An 18,439-nucleotide genomic window follows, 5' to 3' on the forward strand; every position below is an offset into this window, starting at 1 on the left:
GGACGTGAGGTAATAGGATGAGTCACTAAAAGTGCAATTTGAGAGTATGGCGACCCTTTTTTGGTCCGAAAATGATATTCTATGCCATTTTTGCTCCAAAACCTGAAATGAAATGACAATACGATTTCTTGTAAAAGAAGTAGCTTCCCGACATGACGATTTCTTCTGCAAGTGTAATGTTGGAAGGTGCTGAGCAAGAAATGCTTAGCAATGTTGACGTGGCAAAATCTATCGATAAGGTGGATAGTGCTCATATGTCTATTTCTTCCGTAAGCGAGCTTCTGGAAACAGTGAAGCAAGGCCAACCTAATGATAATGAAATGGCTAATGCTGCTGTACAGCTTGCAGAGCTTATTTTGAAGAATGCCAATAAACGTCAAAAGCTTTCTGAGAAGTATCAGGCCTGGAAAATGGCGCGTATGATGAATGACCCACGTGGTAAGGCTTTGACCTTGGCCATGGCTGATCAGGTGTTCCGTCCTGCGAATCATGCCCGTTCTGCCAACCAGATGCGCTATCTTATCGAGGAATATGGTATTCCAGAGTATTTGCCTATCCATGAGCAGATCGCTATGCGTATTGGCGCCACCGTGTCACAGGTGGCTCCTGATATCGTGATGCCTGCCGTCACCACTAAAATGCGTGCAGAGAGTGATCAGGTGATTCTTCCCAGTGAAGATGCCAAGCTGAAGCCACACTTGGCGAAGCGCAAGAAGCAGTCGACTCGTATGAATATCAACCAGCTCGGTGAAGCTATTCTTGGTGAAGAGGAGGCGGCCCATCGCATGCAGCAAGTCATCGATCGACTTAAGAGTCCTGATTGCGAGTACATTTCTGTCAAAATTTCTGCGATCTTCTCACAGATCAATCTCGTAGCCTATGACTACACACTTGAGGAAATCAAGAAGCGCCTGAGAGAGCTTTACCGTGTGGCTAAAGAGCACACCTTTGTGCGTGAAGATGGTTCTGAGTCACCAAAGTTTGTGAACCTCGATATGGAAGAATATCGTGACCTTCGGCTTACATGTGATGCCTTCTGCCAAGTACTCGATGAAGAGGAATTCCAGCAGATACGTGCAGGTATTGTGCTACAGGCCTATCTTCCGGATTCTTTTAAAGTTCAGCAGAGCCTCACTGAGTGGGCGAAGAAGCGTGTCAGTGAAGGCATGGCATCCATCAAGGTACGTATCGTTAAGGGAGCTAACCTGGCGATGGAAACTGTGGACGCCAGTGTTCATGACTGGCCACTTGCCACCTACTACAGCAAGAAAGAGGTGGATGCGAACTTCAAGCGCATGGTGCACTATGGATGTGAGCCGGAAAACGCCAAGGCCGTACAGCTTGGTATTGCATCTCATAATCTATTTGAAGTTTCCTACTCCATGCTGGTTCGCGCCAAGATGGGTGTAGAGGAATATGTGGAGTTTGAAATGCTCGAGGGCATGGCGAACCATCAGGCGCGTGCTGTCCAGGATTTCGCAGGAGGCCTACTTCGCTATGCTCCAGTCGTGAAGAAGGAAGATTTCCACTCAGCGATTTCCTATCTCGTACGTCGACTTGATGAAAACACACACGAGGAAAACTTCCTTCACGATATCTTTGGAATGACTCCTGGTGGCCAGAAGTGGAATAAGCAGAAGAAAATGTTCCTTGATGCACACGCCATCAAGGACGAGGTGAAAGATACTCCAAACCGTGTTCAGGACAGGAACTCAGAGACATTCGAGGTTGATTACGAAGCTGAATTCGAAAACAGCCCAGATACTGACTGGTCCCTGCTGCACAATCAACGCTGGATCATGGCCAAGATTGATGAAGTCAAAGCCAAGAAGATCGCGACCATTCCTCTGCAGATCGGTGGTGAGGAGGTACTGCGCGACACTGTAGGTATCGGTGTTGATCCATCCAAGAACGAAAAACTTTACGAATACTCATTGGCTGATGCTGATGATGTTCAGAAGGCACTTGATGTTGCAGAGCAAGCCCAGCCCGCTTGGGAGGCTCGCAGTATCGAAGAGCGTGCGAAGATTCTCAAAGATGTGGCTGTTGAAATCGGTAAATGCCGCGGTGAATCCATTGCCATCATGGTGATGGAGGCAGGCAAGGCAGCTCCGGAAGGTGATGCCGAAGTCAGTGAGGCGATCGACTTCGCCACCTACTATGCAGACAGCCTCAGCTGGGATGGCATGTTCGACGGTACTCAGATCAAAGCTCTTGGTACAGTAGTCATCACACCACCATGGAATTTCCCTTATGCGATCCCTTGCGGTGGTGTACTGGCCGCTCTCATGGCTGGTAATACTGTCATCATGAAGCCCGCTCCTGAGTCCACTCTCACTGCTTGGGTGATGGTTCAGCAACTCTGGAGAGCTGGTGTTCCTCGTGACGTGCTGCAGTTCCTGCCATGCCCGGACAATGAGATTGGACGAAGCCTGGTGTCGAGTGATCGTGTGGGGGCAGTTGTCCTCACCGGTGCCTATGAAACTGGACGCCTGTTCCAGGGGTGGAAGCCAAAGATGAGATTGTATGCCGAGACTTCTGGTAAGAACTCACTCATCATTACGAATGCTGCCGATCCAGACCAAGCTATTAAGGATCTGGTGAAGAGCGCTTTTAACCATTCTGGGCAGAAGTGCTCTGCGGCCTCACTAGCAATCATCGAGGCAGATGTTTACGACAATCCTGCATTCATTCGACAACTGCGTGACGCAGCCGCCAGCTTGAGAGTAGGGCAGTCGTGGGATCCTTCATCTATTGTTACACCAGTGATGGTCGAGCCGGAGACTAGCCTCTACAAAGCACTAACCACGCTGGAGGAGGGTGAAGAGTGGTTACTTGAGCCCGTTAACCTTGAAGGCAATCCTCGTCTCTGGAGTCCAGGTATCAAACTAGGTGTTAAGCCTGGAAGCTGGTATCATCGCACAGAGTGCTTCGGGCCGGTTCTCGGGTTGATCAGAGCCAAGAACCTCGAAGATGCAATCCGTATCCAGAATGATTCAAGTTTCGGCCTTACAGGTGGAATACACACACTGGATGACCGTGAGATCAAGATCTGGCGTGAGCGTGTGGAAGTCGGCAATGCTTATATCAACCGCCCGATTACGGGAGCCATTGTGCGTCGTCAGCCGTTTGGTGGTTGGAAGAATTCTTGCTTTGGTCCTGGCGCCAAGGCTGGTGGTCCTAACTACGTATCCATCTTCGGTACCTGGACTCAGGAGGAAGTTCCTACTCAGCTTGCTAAGCCGAGCTCCGAGGTAGCATCATTGCTGGTTCAGCTCAGTAACGAATTCTCCACAGAGAAAGGCTTGCTGGAGAGTGCCGCAGGTAGCTTCGCAAAATGGTGGAATGAAGAATATTCCATCGAGCATGATCCTACCGGCCTCCATGGAGAGACAAACCACTTCCGTTACGTGCCTCTGACTCGTGCTCTTCTGCGTGCAGACAAGATGAGTGATATTGAGATCGCTATCGCCATGCTGGCAGCTAAAACAGCAGGTGTAGAGATGGATATCTCACTGAATGAGTCAAAGGGCTGGGTAAGCCAGTTCGCCGCGGGTACTGTCACAGTGGAAAGCGAGGATCAACTGATCAATCGTCTACCCGCAAGTGTGAAGGTGGATGGTGAGATCTATTACAGTAGCCTTCGCGCACCAGGAGCTAGTGAAGAGCTCTACCGTGCAGCCAATGACACAGCCTTACAGCTGATTGATTGGGATGTTTTGGCCAATGGTCGAGTGGAGCTGATGCACTTCTTCAGAGAGCAGTCGATTTCTGAGTGTACACATCGCTATGGAAACATCATACCTAAAGCTGACAGTTTCTAAGCGACCTGTTGACTTTTAAATAATCAATGAGGCCCACCTCCAGACTGGAGGTGGGCCTCATTTTTAATGATTGATGTTATACTAATAGCCTGGCGTGACGTTTTGATTATCCCTGTCCATACTGCTAATTGGTTTTGAGTAGCCGTCGGTGATTGTGGAATTACTGTCACTTGTGGGTGCAATCTTTCTGTATGTGGGGTTTTTAGCATCCTTAGTGAGATCCTTTAACTCATAGACTGGGGACTCTTTAGGGTGAGGCTGTGAGTTATTCCACTGCAGCGTCAAAATAGCTGCAATGACTACGATAGCCGCAGCAGCGATCGTGGAAAGCCTGTTGACTGGATCAGAAAAGAAATTTGTTTTTTTCTGCATGGAGACAAGCTCGTCATCTCTACTATCTTCACCGGTAGCTTCTAGAAGAGAGTGATGGATTGTTTCATTAGGCAGGATGGCCATCATGAAGGTAAATAGAATGCTTTGAAGTCTTGATGTGGGAACTCCTAAAATAATGGATAGAGCTTGGTCCAGACGTACGGCTGGGCACTCCTCATTCTCTAGGCCCCATTCTATAAACATTTTTTGACGTCCTTCATCTTCGTACAAGCGATACGACTCTATTCCCTTACGTGGATCAGGAACTCTGAAGTTACTCAAGACCGACTTGGCATCCGGGTGGATTTGGTCGCTGGCCAAGGCCTGTTGCATTCTGATCCATCCTTGTAGGAGGTGATAGACTTCATCTTCAGGGATTTCCTGGTAGCTGGTGAGGCTGCGCGGTGGTTCTATCGGGTCTTCATGATAATCAGAGAGCTCCAGTTGATAGTGTATATTATCCTTGTCGATGATGACGGTGGGAAAGAGGTCGGAAAAAAAACGCGACAATTCGTCGTGCACCAGATCAGATGTCTGTTGTCTGGGGCAGTGTTTCAATGGCTTAATGAGTGGTGAATACGTTTCACCTTCACTGCCATCAACCGCTGGTGGAGGGGGGGATGCGATCATTACAGTGTTGCTGTATTAAAATTAATTTGAATGGGAGTTCAAACTATCGGCGATGCATCCCTTGCTGTCAAACTGCTGTTTATCTCGCCACTGAAAATCACAAGGTGCTCAAAAGGATTAAATTACTAATAAGCCGATGTGTGTGACAGCGGGTAGTGGCGCCATGACCCATACCTAAGGTATACAGGGCAAATAAGTCAGTATTAACTGATTCGACAAATTGCACAATATATATGCTTAAGATGCATATACTACTAACTAAAGGCAAATATGTGACTGACTTTAGTGATGTGCAAATAGTCGTAAAGCTGCGTCAAAAAACGCCCGATTTGGCCACTCGGCTACTGGATGCTGGTGACAGCTTGATGAATGAAGTTCAACAGGTCTTTGCGACCAAGTTGGCTATTGGCAGAGGTGACAAAAGTTCTGGGAAGTCCAGTGCACCACTCAGACATCTCTTCGAGAAATGCATCCATATGTCTCTGAACAGCTCCAGGTTTCATCTTGTCCGCTTTAGTAAATACGAGGACAAAAGGAATGCCTGAATCTAATAGCCATCGCGTGAACTCAAGGTCGATCTGTTGTGGTGTGTGTCTGGAGTCAATCAGACAAAACACGCAGGCGAGACTCTCACGATTCAGCAGATAATCTGAGACGAACTCATTAAATTTTTCCTTTTTCTTACCAGAAACTTTGGCGTAGCCGTAACCAGGAAGGTCCACGAGATTCCATTTCTTGTTCATCTGAAAGAAATTGATCAATTGGGTCCGTCCCGGTCTTTTGGAAACTTCCGCAATGTTCTTGCGCTGGTTGGCTAGAGCATTGATGAGGGAGGACTTGCCAACGTTAGAACGGCCAATGAATGCAAATTCGGGGAAATCTGGCTCAGGGCAGGTAGAGAGGCTGGATGCGCTGGTGGTGAATGTTGCAGACTGGATGTTCATAGTAAATTACAAGGGCATGCAATGAAACAGAGGCATAGCATGATGCTTAATATGAGATGTGACAAGCGCTATCCCATAGGTTTTGACAGCTACTATTGGTGATGTAGCCTCTCGAATCATGACCGAGCAAATTTACCGTCAATATGCCAATTTGGTACTCAAGTCAGGGGTCAATCTTCAGAGGGGTCAGAAGTTGTTCGTCCAACTTGAGGCTTGTCATTGGGACTTTGGTAGAGTGCTCGTAGACGAAGCCTATAAGCTAGGTGCGGGATATGTGCTTATGGAGGCAGGTGATCCCGCAGAACTTAAGGCTCGTGTCACCCACGGTGCAGAAGAATCTCTGAGCTATGTTCCGAGCTGGATTAGTCAGAGGAATAAAACGATGGTGGAAGAAAAATGGGCACGATTGTGCTTTTTCGGCTCACGTGATCCTGATCTGGCAGGGAGCCTAGATAGCGATAGATTAGGGATAGTTCAGAAGCATGGTCGCTTGGCGACCCATGCTATTGCAAAAGCATGTGGCGCTGGTGAAATTTCTTGGGCTGGCGCCGCTCTGCCGACACCTGAGTGGGCTGTTAAAGTGTTCCCAGGTCATGAGCCTGAGAAGTCATGTTCACTACTATGGAAGGAACTCATTAAAATATTAAAGCTAGATTCCGATGATCCTGTCAGGGAGTGGTCAAAGATTAGTCAGGTGACTTCACGTCGCGCAGGCCAGCTTACAGCAATGAAATTTGAAAGTCTTCGATTTCAGACCGAGGAGACGGATCTGACGGTTTATTGTCACCCTAACAGTATGTGGATTGGTGGTGGTAGTGAAACCGTGGATGGAGTAATGACCATTCCAAACTTGCCAACGTTTGAAACATTTACAACCCCTGATTACCGCAGGACAAGTGGAGTTGTGAAGGTGACGTATCCAGTCGAAGTGCTAGGTCTGAGTGTCGAGGGGGCATGGTTTGAATTCAAAAAAGGAAAGGTCGTCAGCTATGGAGCATCAAAATATCAAGATGCACTGGACAGGCTATTTGAGCTTTGTCCACAGGCTAGATTTCTTGGGGAGGTAGCTCTTGTCGACAGCAGTTCACCCATTTACCAAAGCAAGCGGGTTTTCCATAGTATTCTCTTCGATGAGAATGCGACTAGTCATATTGCGCTTGGTAACGGTTATGTCAGTGCCCTGAGTGATGTTCAAAGCACCGAAAAAGAGTACCTGTTAGGTGAGGGGGTTAATGTGAGTCTAGTGCATCACGACTTCATGATTGGAAACGATCAGTTGGATGTCACAGGAACTACTTTTGCGGGAGAAACGGTTCCGATCATGCGCAATGGACAGTTTTCCCAGGGCTTTAGATAATCTCTCTCTGCTGACTCAGTAGTAGAGGGGTATTCGGCTATTCGATCTCAATCTTGTAAAACTGAGTAGGGGAGATGAGTTCACCCAAATCGTAAATCGTTTCTGATAAGGTGGGGTGAGCTGGTATGTTCGACTGCACTGTGGTCCAACTTGCCTCGAGCAGAGTAGTTGATGATTTGATTATATAGGTAGCGCCTGGCTTGGATGGCCATGATAGGGTGAAGTGACCTGTCGATTGGTCGAGAATTGGGCGTGCCTTGAAAGTCGATTTGGCGCTCAGTGGATCCGTGCCTGTTTTAAACTCTGTCCCGTCATCGCTGCCGTCGCCGTCAGAGTCTATTAAATCGGGGTTGGTTTCACCTGCATCAACAAGGCCGTTGTTGTTAGGGTCTTCAGCGTTGTCGTCTAGTTGGTCATTATCTAAGTCTACACCTGGAAGGATAGGCATGAAGAAGGGGTCATCCGCATTGTTTGATTCAAAAGTAGGCCACTGTGCGCCTGCTTCATTAAGGCTTATAGCCATCTTTCTGGCCATTTCCATGACGCGTTCAGGCTCTGATGATGAGAGGTCAGTGGATTCTGAAATGTCATCAATAAGATTATATAGTTCGTAGTTGTTAGAAGCGTAATTGTAGATCAGCTTCCATTCATTCTCACGATATATGGTAAAGTAATCCGACCGGTGGTCGTGGGGGAAATGAATCAGTAGTTGCTGCGGCCTGTGAGTTCCTGAATCTCCTTTGAAGTACCCTGTTAGATCAAATCCATCGACATGGTTCTGGACAGAGGTTTTCGCAAGTGCAGCAAAGGTAGGGTAGAGGTCAAACACGGCAATCAAGTCGTCTTCTTTGGCTCCTAGAGGTATAGGTGTAACTTGCTGGTGTTCATTTTCTGAATCAGGGTTGCACCATGCTACGATGAAAGGTTCGCGTATTCCACCCTCATATTTTGATCCTTTTTTGTGTCTCAGAGGAGCGTTTGAATTATTGACGTCACCCAGTGGTGCATCTCCACCATTGTCGGACATGAATACAATAATGGTGTCTTCGGCGACTCCCAGTTGCTCTAGTTTGGCCATGATGTCACCTAGTGACTTGTCCATTCCTTCGATCAAGGTTGCGTAGGCTAGTTCTCCGCCTGTGAGGGTGGGGTAATTCGCGGTAAAGCGGGAATCTGCCTGGAATGGAGCATGTACAGCATAGTGCGCCATGTAGGCAAAAAATGGAGTGCCGTCATTGACTGATTGCTCTATGGCCTTGTTCATTTCAAGAGTGAGGGCCTCAGAGAGGTGAGTACCTGTGTTGTGGTATTCATCTAGTCCGGGTACTGCATGGCTTCCTCCAGCACCGTAGGTGCCTGTATAGGAACCGGGGTGACCGATCTGGTTACCAGCGATGTTGACATCAAAGCCTATATTGAGAGGTTCGCGAGCATAGGCTGATGAACCGAAGTGCGCTTTACCCGCGTGAATGGTCCGATAGCCCGCCGATTGTAGGAGGCTGGGCAGAGTGAGGTAGGTGGATGACAAACCGCTTCTCTCCCAATTGCTGGGTGAATTGTGTGTAGTAGTTGTATTATTACCTGTTTCTCCACCACTTGGGCTGGTCCAGTTCGTGACGTGATGTCGTACTGAATTTTGGCCGGTTATCCAGCAGTTTCGAGTTGGTGTACAAACAGGCATCGCATAGGCATTGGTAAATTTCATGCCTCGGTCCGCCAATATCTCCATATTGGGGGTGCGGTATCTCTGGTTGAGTGCGGTGATGACTTCATTGCCACTGGAATCGTAGAGGAATGGTTCAGAGGTGTCCTGCCATCCCATATCATCAACCAAGAAGAAGATGATATTAGGTCTGGATGGGCCTGCCCCAACTCGGATATTTTGAGTAGAGGAGCCAGCGGCGTTCGTTGCTGTAAGGGTGTATGTCGTGGTTGTTGACGGTGTGATAACAGTGGTTCCTTCAATGTCTGTCGTAGATAGTACGATGTTTTCGTTTTGGTCTTTGATCGTGACGGAACTGGGTGCACCACCGCATTTCCAACTTACGGTTGCGTTGGTGTCACTGGGATCAAGATAATAGTCTGATGAGCTGAAGCTATCAATGAAGGGACGTTGAGGGTGGTTGTTAGAGATAATTTGTATCCCGCAAATAGCTGAACGGGTGTCGCCACTACCTGGGTTGCCGGTGAGAGTGAAGCTGGATCCGCTCAATCCGGAAAACGATGTCTGGTTGACTCCTTCCTGGATCGAACCTCCGAATGTACCATTGTCTTGGATCGTTTTGGTAACTGCATCAATGGTGTAGTTCATCGTTCTAGAGTTACTATTGGAATCACCGAAGATAACCACTCTATATCCTTCGGTAGTGAAAGCCGTAGGCAGATTGTTAATCACCAGATTTTCTGTGCTGCGAATTCCGTACCAGCCCTCATACATGACGTGGTCATCTGAACCAGAGATCCATCCATTGCTGTTGGTGCCAGCATAGCCTGAAGTAACCGAGAGTGTGGCTCCTGAACTGGCGCCATCTCCCTTCAAGATGGATTCATTTGTAAAGCTGAGTCCCTGAGCATTCGTACCTGTGCTCTTAAAGTTATTCCAATATTCACTTCCATTCGTGCCAGCTGAGACAACGGATCCGTCGGGCCTAGTGTTGAAGCCTGACACAGTTGTATCATTTGCATGGAAGCTGATATTAATGATGTCTGCGTGTGCGATGATCTGCAGACAGAGAACAAGTGTGAGGCTGAGTTTCATGTCGTGTGTTGTGTATGCGTGAATGATGTGATTCCCATAAGGAATCACGCATCCGCCATAAACGTTAACACACAGAAGATAATACTCAAAAGATTGGCTTAGCGATTCATACAATCACGAACGGATTTTTGGTCTAGGACTCCTTCAAATATATAGAGTTCATCAATGGCTTGCAGGCTATTAGGGTAGGCATCGTGTTCACCACCACCTACTTGGAGTGGCTCTCTTTCAATGGTGTCGACCAATAGCTTTTTACCTGAAACCCTGCTGGCCATGCTCCATGGTATTTCTTGACCATCCACATAGATGTTTACTTCAGGCTCGCCTTGGTCATTAGAGCCGCCTGTGAAGGTGACTGCCAAATGGTGCCATTTGCCTGGGCTTAGGGCATAGTCACTGTTCAGCCATGTAGAACCGAGGGATACCCTGATTTTCTTTTGATCTGGCGGACCGACAAGTCCAAGTTTCCACTTTTTATTGCCGGGTGCTGCTGGGGAACCCCAGAGAATAATTGGGGTAGGCGAAGTGACTTCAGGAATATCAAGCCCCTTGCGCAGCTTTACCCACATCATCACGGTTCGTGGTCGATTACTGGGGATACCTTTCCATGTAGAGATCATGAAATCTCTCTGATGAGTGAATTGCACAGCTTCATTTTTAATGCCGTCTATCAATCGGGGATTTTCGTTTCTTTTGCTCAGATAATTCATTTGAGCAGAGGCGAGGATACCTTCAGAGTGGAGGGTTTTTCCGCCAGTAAGGCTGTCTCGGTCAAAGGAGTAGTGAATGTACGGGATCTCCTCGGGTAATTCAGTCAAGTAGGCGTCTCCCGAATAATCGATCTTTTCGAAACCGCCCAGAGAGTTGCTGATCAGTGATTCCAGATCATGGAGTTCACGGGTTTGTCTGAGGCTTGATGCTCCTAGGTAGGATTCCACTCTGACCTTGCCAGAAATGACATGGACTTCATCCGCCTCTTCCTCAAGTGAGGTAACTCCGAAAACCGTACCCAAGTCAGTCACCTTCATTTCAGGCGTGTTGACGATGAAGCCAGGTTCTGTGGTTTCGACCCAAATCTTACCGTAACTCATGTTTACTGTATTTTCTGAGGTGAGGGTGAAGTCGGCAGGAGCTTGTACAATGGCACGGTGGTTTTTCGGAAACTTCACTTCTACGCAGCCTTGCTCAACGACTAACCGGTCGCCTGGCTGTATGCTGGAATTGGGAGATCTTTGTGTCGAATCGTGATCCCCAGGAATCAATTGATAAATGGTTCCATGCGAGGAAGCTAATCCAAAATTCTGCTCACTCTCGACTGTGATGAAGTAGAAAATAGCGCCCAAGAGTAATGAGGCAGCAATACCGATCGCGGATGATAGGAGAAACGCCATTTTTCTCTGACGTCTGATGATTTGGTCGACAGAAGCAGGCTCCGTCTCAAAAGCGATGATTTTATTCGTGCTCTCGTGAGCGTCCGCCAAGAGAGTATCAATCTCAGCATAGCGCATATAAAGACTCCTTGCCTGTGGATCTTCGAGGAGTGTGTTCACGAGAGCTTCCTCCTGCTCAGCTGGCAAAGTACCGTCTAAGTAGGACTGGATGTTCTTATGCAGTTCAGGACAGGTCATGGTTTGAAATCTTGAGGCATTCGGTTCTCGATGCACTTGCGAAGAGAGTTTCGAAGTCTGTGAAGAGTGACACGCAGTGAGGATTCGGAGCGTTTGGTTCGGGAGGAGTGTTGAGCCAGTGAATCGCCTTGTTCATACCGGGCTCGTACTATTTCTCGATTCTTCTTACTCAGTTTGGAAAGACAATGTTCTAGAGCTTTTGATTTGAGCTCCAAGGAATCAGTTGAGCTGGAAGATTTCTCGATAAGGAGATCAGTTAACTCGGCTTTCTGCAGCAGTGTAGAACGTCGGTTCGTCTTCTGCATATGCTGTAAGACCTTGTTTCTGGCAATGGCAAAGGCCCACGCCTTAAAGTTTGTGCCCGGGATGAATTCAGAGCGTTTTTGCCAAGTGATCAAGTTGGTCTCTTGAAGGATGTCAGGGACATCTGCGCCGTAGCCGGGCATCAGGGATCGGATGAAGCATTTCAGGTCGAGCTGGTGCTTGGTCAGCTCCACGACAAAATGGTCATCTGATTGGCCAGAACTATGGTGTTTGAGTGCCATCACTACCAGTGTATCTCACAATTTTCGAAACGTTAACAAGAAGCTGCGCGATTTGTGGTAGAAAATCATCAATAATTTCAAATAGTCAGTAAAGATTGCTTTTCTTTTGCTAAATGTTTTGTTACTAAGAGTTACATGTCAAAGTGTGTCTTTGTTTTCCCCCGATTGATGGCATTGCTATTGATGTTATTGCAGATCTCTGTGAGTTCAGCAGATGAAGCCACTCTGAGCATTTGGCAACGGGATATCACTACGTTTCGAGTTAATATTGCCGGAGTAACTGCACAGGAGAGGGTGGACTATGCGCTCTCCAGAATAGAATCCACGCCTCCTATCGAGCTTCATAAGGGGCCTAGATCTGTATATAAGACTCAAGATGATGAGGCGTCGGTTGGCTTCTATTTCGGAGATCATTTCATATTTTATCTCCGAGAAGGAGATTTGGCGCCTGGTCAGAGTCTTAAAGAGGAGGAGGAAAAGATTTTAACCAAGCTGACGGCTTATGCCGAAGCCCAGGCGCGACAGCGTGAGCCTAGGAGGATCTTGATAGGCATTGTGGCTTTCCTGGTATTCACAGTGATCTTTGTTCTCTGCATGGTGATTCTTGCTTTTTATCGGAGGTGGATTGAGCGCCTTTTCTCAAAGGAAAAAATTGTCGATAAGAAAATTGTCATCCTTGGAGTCGATTTCAGCAGTCATATTGCAGAAATGATCAAAAGGGGACTTTTGACCTTGAGTTGGGTATGTCTGGCCGTTCTCAGCTACATTTATGTCGTGCTACTACTGCGGGCATTTCCCTACACGGAGGTATGGGGACAAAAGCTGGGGCGTAAAGTGATCGGTTTGATAGGTGATTTACTTCTTGGTGTTCTCAGGAGTATTCCAGACTTGTTCACCCTATTGGTTATTTACGTGATCATTCGTTCACTCATCAATTTGGTGAAATATACCTTTGAAGGCATGGAGGGATCCAAGCGCAGAGGACGCTGGATGGACGAGGATACGAGGAAAGCGACCAAGCGCGTCCTTATCATTCTTATCTGGGTTTTTGGTGTTGTCGTGGCGTATCCCTATATTCCGGGGTCAGACAGTGAGGCCTTCAAGGGAATCAGTGTGCTTTTGGGGCTTATGGTATCCTTGGGTTCCACGGGACTTGTAAACCAGATCATGGCAGGCTTTGTTGTGCTTTACTCTGGGGCTATGAGGAGTGGGGAGTACGTACACATGGGCGATGTGGAAGGGACTTTAACAGAAGTTGGGCTTCTTTCATGCAAGGTGCTTACACCTAGGGGTGAGTATGTATCGATACCTAATGCGGTCATCATGAATGGGAAAACGGTAAACTATTCGAGGCTGGCAAAAAAGGATGGAGCTGTTTTTGCCACTTCCATCACTATTGGATACGACACGCCATGGAAGACGGTTCACAGGTTGATGCAAGATGCTGCCTCTAACACGACGCAAATCAAAGACAGTCCTAAGCCTCGCATTATTCAGGAAGAGCTTGGGGATTTTGCGGTTAAGTATACTCTTGTGTTTAATGTCGATGATCCGCAAAGAAAGCCAGCCATTCTGACAGAGGTTCACACGAAGATCCAAGACGGCTTTGCGCGGGAGGGAATCCAGATCATGTCTCCACATTTCAATATGCAGCCGGAGGATCCTGTTTTACCCCCAAGAGACTAACTAGTAGGGATAGAATCCAACAAAAATTATAATAGTAAGCAAGCAGTACTGCAGTTAGATTATAGCTATGAGTGAGAATGCTATTTGGAAAGGCCGGCCATCACAGTGGGTGAATTTTATGGTGTTTGCCATTTGTGGGCTGGTAGTTGTGGGGGCTGCTATATGCGCTGTTTGGCTGTGGTCATGGCTTTGGCTGCTCATTCTCCCGGCTGTCTCTTGGGCAAGTTGGAAGTACCTGGAGGTCCGGTTTCGTGTCTACGAGCTAACTAGTGAACGACTGCGAATTTATGAGGGTGTGCTTAACCAGACAATCGATGAATTGGAGTTATATCGGGTAAAGGACATGACTATCGAAAGGCCATTTTGGCTGCGTATAGTAGGGCTGGGTACGCTGGTTCTGATCACCTCAGACAGGTCGCATCCAGAATTGCACATAGCAGCTATCAATGATGCCATGGGGCTCAGGGATCAGATGAGAACTTTGGTAGAGGGTCTCAGGGATCGCAAGAGAGTCCGTGAAATGGATTTTAGCTCAGATGGTGAGGGTGGAGAATTTGAGGAATTTGACTTTGAGTAGAATTTAACTATAAAAATCTACGCGATTGGCCTCCTCTTGTGGAGTGGTAAGTTTCAGGATTTTGTTTACGGGGAGTCTCGCTAGTCGAGTGTCTCCCATGCGGCTCAGAAGTATTTTTTGAAGGTACTCCTCTAACGATTGTCTATTCTCGCTGGCTTGATTTTTCCAGATTGTGCAAACCTTTTTGGGGATTTGAATCCGTAATGTCTCATAGTTTTGCTTTTCCATGAGACATAGAATGACATCGCTCTATGAAATGCGTGTGAAACAAAGATGAAAAAAACGCTTACCCGAAAAAGCTCAGGTAAGCGTCTAAAGTGATCGTGTGAGACTTCGTCGTTTATTAGAGGAAGTACTCTACACCAGCGCGGAAGAGCGGCTGGTGCTTGTTACCCGGAACGTTCTTGGCGATATTTTCGCCGCGGCGCTCTGTGTGTCCCATTTTACCAAGTACTCGGCCACAAGGGCTGGTAATTCCCTCAATTGCGTAGAGAGATCCATTCGGGTTGAAGCGGATATCCATGGAGGGGTTGCCCTCTAAGTCAGTATACTGGGTAGCAATTTGTCCGTTGGCAGCAAGTGCTTTGATTTCTTCCTCTGTGGCGTAGAATTTGCCTTCACCGTGTGAGAAGGGGATGTTGTGGACATCGCCTACTTCTGTATTCGCGAGCCAAGGTGACTTGTTGGAAGCGATTCTTGTGGTTGCGTAGCAAGCGATGTGGCGGCCAATATCGTTAAAGGTGAGGGTCGGTGCACCCGGTTGTGGGTCACGGATTTCGCCGTAAGGTACGAGACCAGTTTTCACTAGTGCTTGGAAGCCGTTACAAATACCCAGTACAAGTCCGTCTCGCTTGTGAATCAGATCGTGAACTGCGTCTTTCACCTGTGGGTTGCGCAGAACGGTAGCGATGAACTTTCCGGAGCCGTCAGGTTCATCACCGGCAGAGAAACCACCAGGCAGCATGAGAATTTGAGATTCCCTGATTTGCTGGGCGAATGCTGCGAGTGATTCCTCCACAGCTTGCGATGTCAGGTTGCGGAACACGAGGATGCTAGAGTCTGCACCTGCTTGTTCAAATGCCTTAGCTGAGTCGTATTCACAGTTGGTTCCAGGGAAGGCTGGCACGATCACACGCGGCTTGGCTGCTCCTGTGATCAAATTGACAGACTTGCGAGGGGAGAGTTCGCCTGCATAGTTGAAGGTCTCCAACTCTGAGTGCGCAGCTTTGACGTTACTAGGGTAGGTTGACTCCAGAGTTCCGGTCCAAGCCGCTGCCATTTCTTTAACAGGCATGAGGACATCGCCAACTTTGATGGAGCCACAGTCACAGGTGTGACCGATCTTGACCGCATCGAGTGCTTCAGGGAGAACCTCACCTTGGGCTACTTCTATGATGAAGTGGAAATAGCGCTCACGGAAGAGCTCTTCGCTATCGATGGTCAATTCAGCGCCGATGCCATTACCAAATGCCATTTTTGAGATACCCACTGCAATGCCTCCTTCAGCGAGGGAATGCATGGCTCGTACTTTGCCGTCAGCATTGAGCGCATAGAGGATGTCAGCGTATTCCTTGAGCTTCTCAAAGTCAGGGAGGTAGTGTTCGTCACGAGGAGTGCTTACGAGGAAGATCTCGCTGTCTGTAGATTTAAACTCAGGTGAAACCGCTAGAGTGGTTTTACCTGGAGCTACAGCAAAAGAGACGAGGGTAGGTGGAACATCGATTTCGTTGAATGATCCAGACATGGAGTCCTTGCCACCAATGGCGCCAAGGCGAAGTTCGTTCTGAGCGGTGAAAGCTCCTAGCAATGCGGCAAACGGTTTGCCCCATCGTGCTGGATCTGTACCGAGCTTTTCGAAGTATTCCTGCAGGGTCAGTCGAATATCACTGAGATGTGCACCTGCAGCCACGATACGGCAGACAGACTCAGTGACCGCGTAGAGAGCACCATGGTATGGAGACCAGGTTGCGATATTCGGATTGAAGCCCCATGACATGAAGGAGCATGTCGTGGTGTCCCCGCTGATAAGGGGAAGCTTGGCAACCATCGCGTCAACAGGAGTCAGCTGGTGCTTGCCTCCAAATGGGCTGAGCACGGTGCCAGCACCGATGGAGGAGTCGAACTGTTCGCCGAGGCCTTTTTGGCCACAGGAATTGAGGTCACTGAGAGCGGTTTTGAATTTTTCCTCTGTGGAGCCAGCAGCTTCAACGGGTGGGATGGCTTTCTCAAGTGGGCTTTCAGGGCTTGGAGCCGTGACAGTGACATCTGCATCCATAGTGACACCGTTCGTGTCTAGGAATGCTCGTGAGAAGTTAACGATGGTCTTGCCGCGCCAGTTGATGACGAGTCGTCCAGTGTCAGTGACGTCAGCCACCTTGGAGCATTCCAGGTTTTCCTTGTCACACTCAGCCATGAAGTAGTCGATCTCGGAAGGGTCGACACAGATGGCCATGCGTTCCTGCGATTCAGAAATAGCGAGCTCAGTGCCGTCGAGGCCGTCGTACTTTTTCTTAACGGCATCAAGATTGATCTCAAGGGAGGGAGCAATTTCACCGATCGCAACTGAAACACCACCTGCACCAAAGTCGTTACAGACCTTGATTTTCTGAGCCAGTTCAGATTTGCGGAAGAGTCGCTGAATCTTGCGTTCAGTAGGAGCATCACCTTTTTGGACTTCAGCTGAATTTTCGAGAGCGGTATCAGTGTGCTCTTTGGAGGAGCCTGTAGCTCCGCCTACACCGTCACGGCCTGTACGTCCACCGATCAGGAGAATAACATCACCAGCAGATGGGCTTCCGCGGAAGACATTCTTCTTGGGAGCTGCCGCTACTACTGCACCGATCTCCATGCGCTTGGCAACGTAGTTCGGGTGATAGACCTCTGAAACCTGTCCTGTGGCGAGGCCGATCTGGTTACCGTAGGAGGAGTAACCGTCTGCAGCGCCTTTACAAATCTTGCGTTGTGGAAGCTTGCCAGGAATGGTCTCTGCGAATGGAGTGCGTGGGTCTGCGGCGCCGGTCACACGCATGGCTTGGAACACGTAGGAACGACCAGAAAGCGGGTCACGGATACAGCCGCCGAGGCATGTCGCAGCACCACCAAAGGGTTCGATTTCTGTTGGGTGGTTATGCGTCTCATTCTTGAACATGAGAAGCCACTCTTGTTCTTCATCATCCACATCGACAGGAATGACAATGGAGGCCGCATTGATCTCTTCAGAAACTTCCACATTGTCGAGTTCGCCAGTTTTGCGAAGCACTTTCATCCCCATGAGCGCGATATCCATGAGAGTCTCTGGGCGAGTCTCGATCTTGTCGCCATAGACGTCTTCACGTGTCTCTTGGTAGCGGACGTAAGCCTTCTGTACGTATTCTGCGCCATTCTCGAACTCAACCTTGTTGAGTCGTGTAGCGAAGGTGGTGTGACGGCAGTGATCAGACCAGTAGGTGTCGAGCATTTTGATTTCGGTGATGCTCGGGTTACGCTTCTCTTGATCACGGAAATAACTCTGGGTGAAGACCATGTCAGCGAGGGACATGGCGAGTCCCATTTCAGAGCGCTTGACTGAGAGTTCCTCTTCAGTCGCGTCGATAAACCAGTCAAGGATCTCTACATCAGCAGGAACATCAACTTTGAGAGCGAGGGACTCAGGAAGCTCCATAGAAGCTTCACGCGAGTCTACGGCGTTGATGACGTATTCTTTGACTGCTTCAAGTTGCTCTGCTGAGAGTTCCCCTTTGAGAACGATGACTCTTGCCGACGCAACGAGTGGGCGCTCGTTGTGTGTAAGGATCTGAACGCACTGTGCTGCGGAGTCAGCGCGCTGATCAAATTGGCCAGGGAGATATTCCACCGCAAAAGCTATTTCATCGGAGCCGGTTTCCAGTGTTGGTGAGGCGGTTTCCACCTGTGGCTCAGAGAGAATGAGTTGCTTGGCGTTTTCAAATTCCTCATCGGAGAGGCCGTCGACATCGTAGCGCTGGATGACGCGTACGGATTTCAAAGCTGTGAGAGCTAGGTTCTCACGAAGGTCGTGTAGGAGTTCTTTAGCTGGGGTATTGAACTCGTTTTGTTTTTCGACAAAAACGCGGTGCATCTTGAAGTGAAATTGTTGGGAT

Annotated in this window: 10 protein-coding genes; 4 read left to right on the forward strand and 6 right to left on the reverse strand. The window is 48.5% G+C overall.

The window, feature by feature from the left end:
* Nucleotides 1–152: 152 nt before the first annotated feature.
* Nucleotides 153–3,824, forward strand: a complete 3,672-nt coding sequence (locus BUB27_RS08095; RefSeq protein ID WP_143183309.1) for a proline dehydrogenase family protein — start codon at nucleotides 153–155, stop codon at nucleotides 3,822–3,824.
* A gap of 81 nt (nucleotides 3,825–3,905) precedes the next feature.
* Here the strand turns inward: BUB27_RS08095 and BUB27_RS08100 are convergent, their stop codons facing one another.
* Both BUB27_RS08100 and yihA read right to left on the reverse strand, forming a co-directional pair.
* A complete protein-coding gene (locus BUB27_RS08100) occupies nucleotides 3,906–4,718 on the reverse strand; it encodes a hypothetical protein (RefSeq protein ID WP_143183310.1) in 813 nt (270 codons plus the stop codon).
* A 449-nt stretch (nucleotides 4,719–5,167) separates the two neighbouring features.
* Nucleotides 5,168–5,770: a ribosome biogenesis GTP-binding protein YihA/YsxC gene (gene yihA / locus BUB27_RS08105; protein WP_143183311.1), complete on the reverse strand. Its 603-nt coding sequence runs from the start codon at nucleotides 5,768–5,770 to the stop codon at nucleotides 5,168–5,170.
* Nucleotides 5,771–5,888: 118 nt separating this feature from the next.
* Here yihA and BUB27_RS08110 point away from each other — a divergent pair, with 118 nt between their 5' ends.
* A complete protein-coding gene (locus BUB27_RS08110; RefSeq protein ID WP_143183312.1) occupies nucleotides 5,889–7,127 on the forward strand; it encodes an aminopeptidase in 1,239 nt (412 codons plus the stop codon).
* A gap of 37 nt (nucleotides 7,128–7,164) precedes the next feature.
* On the opposite strand, the gene BUB27_RS08115 is transcribed toward BUB27_RS08110, so the two are convergent.
* The 3 genes from BUB27_RS08115 to BUB27_RS08125 all read right to left on the reverse strand — a co-directional run bounded on the left by BUB27_RS08115 (nucleotide 7,165) and on the right by BUB27_RS08125 (nucleotide 12,058).
* Nucleotides 7,165–9,885: a sulfatase gene (locus BUB27_RS08115; RefSeq protein ID WP_200797088.1), complete on the reverse strand. Its 2,721-nt coding sequence runs from the start codon at nucleotides 9,883–9,885 to the stop codon at nucleotides 7,165–7,167.
* 98 nt (nucleotides 9,886–9,983) lie between these two features.
* A complete protein-coding gene (locus BUB27_RS08120; protein ID WP_143183313.1) occupies nucleotides 9,984–11,513 on the reverse strand; it encodes a LamG-like jellyroll fold domain-containing protein in 1,530 nt (509 codons plus the stop codon).
* Entirely contained in the window at nucleotides 11,510–12,058 is a 549-nt protein-coding gene (locus BUB27_RS08125) for a sigma-70 family RNA polymerase sigma factor (protein WP_143183314.1), read from the reverse strand. Before BUB27_RS08125 ends, BUB27_RS08120 begins: the two co-directional genes overlap by 4 nt.
* A 201-nt stretch (nucleotides 12,059–12,259) precedes the next feature.
* Between BUB27_RS08125 and BUB27_RS08130 the strand changes: the two genes are divergently transcribed.
* Nucleotides 12,260–13,744 carry a mechanosensitive ion channel family protein gene (locus BUB27_RS08130; RefSeq protein ID WP_159434873.1) on the forward strand — a complete coding sequence of 495 codons (1,485 nt, stop codon included), beginning with the start codon at nucleotides 12,260–12,262 and terminating at the stop codon, nucleotides 13,742–13,744.
* Between the two features lie 118 nt (nucleotides 13,745–13,862).
* Nucleotides 13,863–14,321, forward strand: coding sequence for a PH domain-containing protein (locus tag BUB27_RS08135; RefSeq protein WP_234991731.1), 459 nt, complete (start codon nucleotides 13,863–13,865; stop codon nucleotides 14,319–14,321).
* Nucleotides 14,322–14,664: 343 nt separating this feature from the next.
* Here BUB27_RS08135 and BUB27_RS08140 read toward each other — a convergent pair whose 3' ends face one another.
* A complete protein-coding gene (locus tag BUB27_RS08140) occupies nucleotides 14,665–18,417 on the reverse strand; it encodes a phosphoribosylformylglycinamidine synthase (protein WP_143183317.1) in 3,753 nt (1,250 codons plus the stop codon).
* Nucleotides 18,418–18,439 lie beyond the last annotated feature (22 nt).

The sequence above is a fragment of the Rubritalea squalenifaciens DSM 18772 genome (assembly GCF_900141815.1).
Taxonomy (GTDB): Bacteria; Verrucomicrobiota; Verrucomicrobiia; order Verrucomicrobiales; family Akkermansiaceae; genus Rubritalea; species Rubritalea squalenifaciens.

What these genes read in the sequence shown, in the direction of transcription:
- yihA (WP_143183311.1), bottom strand. Translation starts at nt 5,770, where the DNA reads ATGAACATCCAGTCTGCAACATTCACCACCAGCGCATCCAGCCTCTCT.
- BUB27_RS08095 (WP_143183309.1), top strand. Translation starts at nt 153, where the DNA reads ATGACGATTTCTTCTGCAAGTGTAATGTTGGAAGGTGCTGAGCAAGAA.
- BUB27_RS08140 (WP_143183317.1), bottom strand. Translation starts at nt 18,417, where the DNA reads ATGCACCGCGTTTTTGTCGAAAAACAAAACGAGTTCAATACCCCAGCT.
- BUB27_RS08115 (WP_200797088.1), bottom strand. Translation starts at nt 9,885, where the DNA reads ATGAAACTCAGCCTCACACTTGTTCTCTGTCTGCAGATCATCGCACAC.
- BUB27_RS08125 (WP_143183314.1), bottom strand. Translation starts at nt 12,058, where the DNA reads ATGGCACTCAAACACCATAGTTCTGGCCAATCAGATGACCATTTTGTC.
- BUB27_RS08120 (WP_143183313.1), bottom strand. Translation starts at nt 11,513, where the DNA reads ATGACCTGTCCTGAACTGCATAAGAACATCCAGTCCTACTTAGACGGT.
- BUB27_RS08135 (WP_234991731.1), top strand. Translation starts at nt 13,863, where the DNA reads ATGGTGTTTGCCATTTGTGGGCTGGTAGTTGTGGGGGCTGCTATATGC.
- BUB27_RS08110 (WP_143183312.1), top strand. Translation starts at nt 5,889, where the DNA reads ATGACCGAGCAAATTTACCGTCAATATGCCAATTTGGTACTCAAGTCA.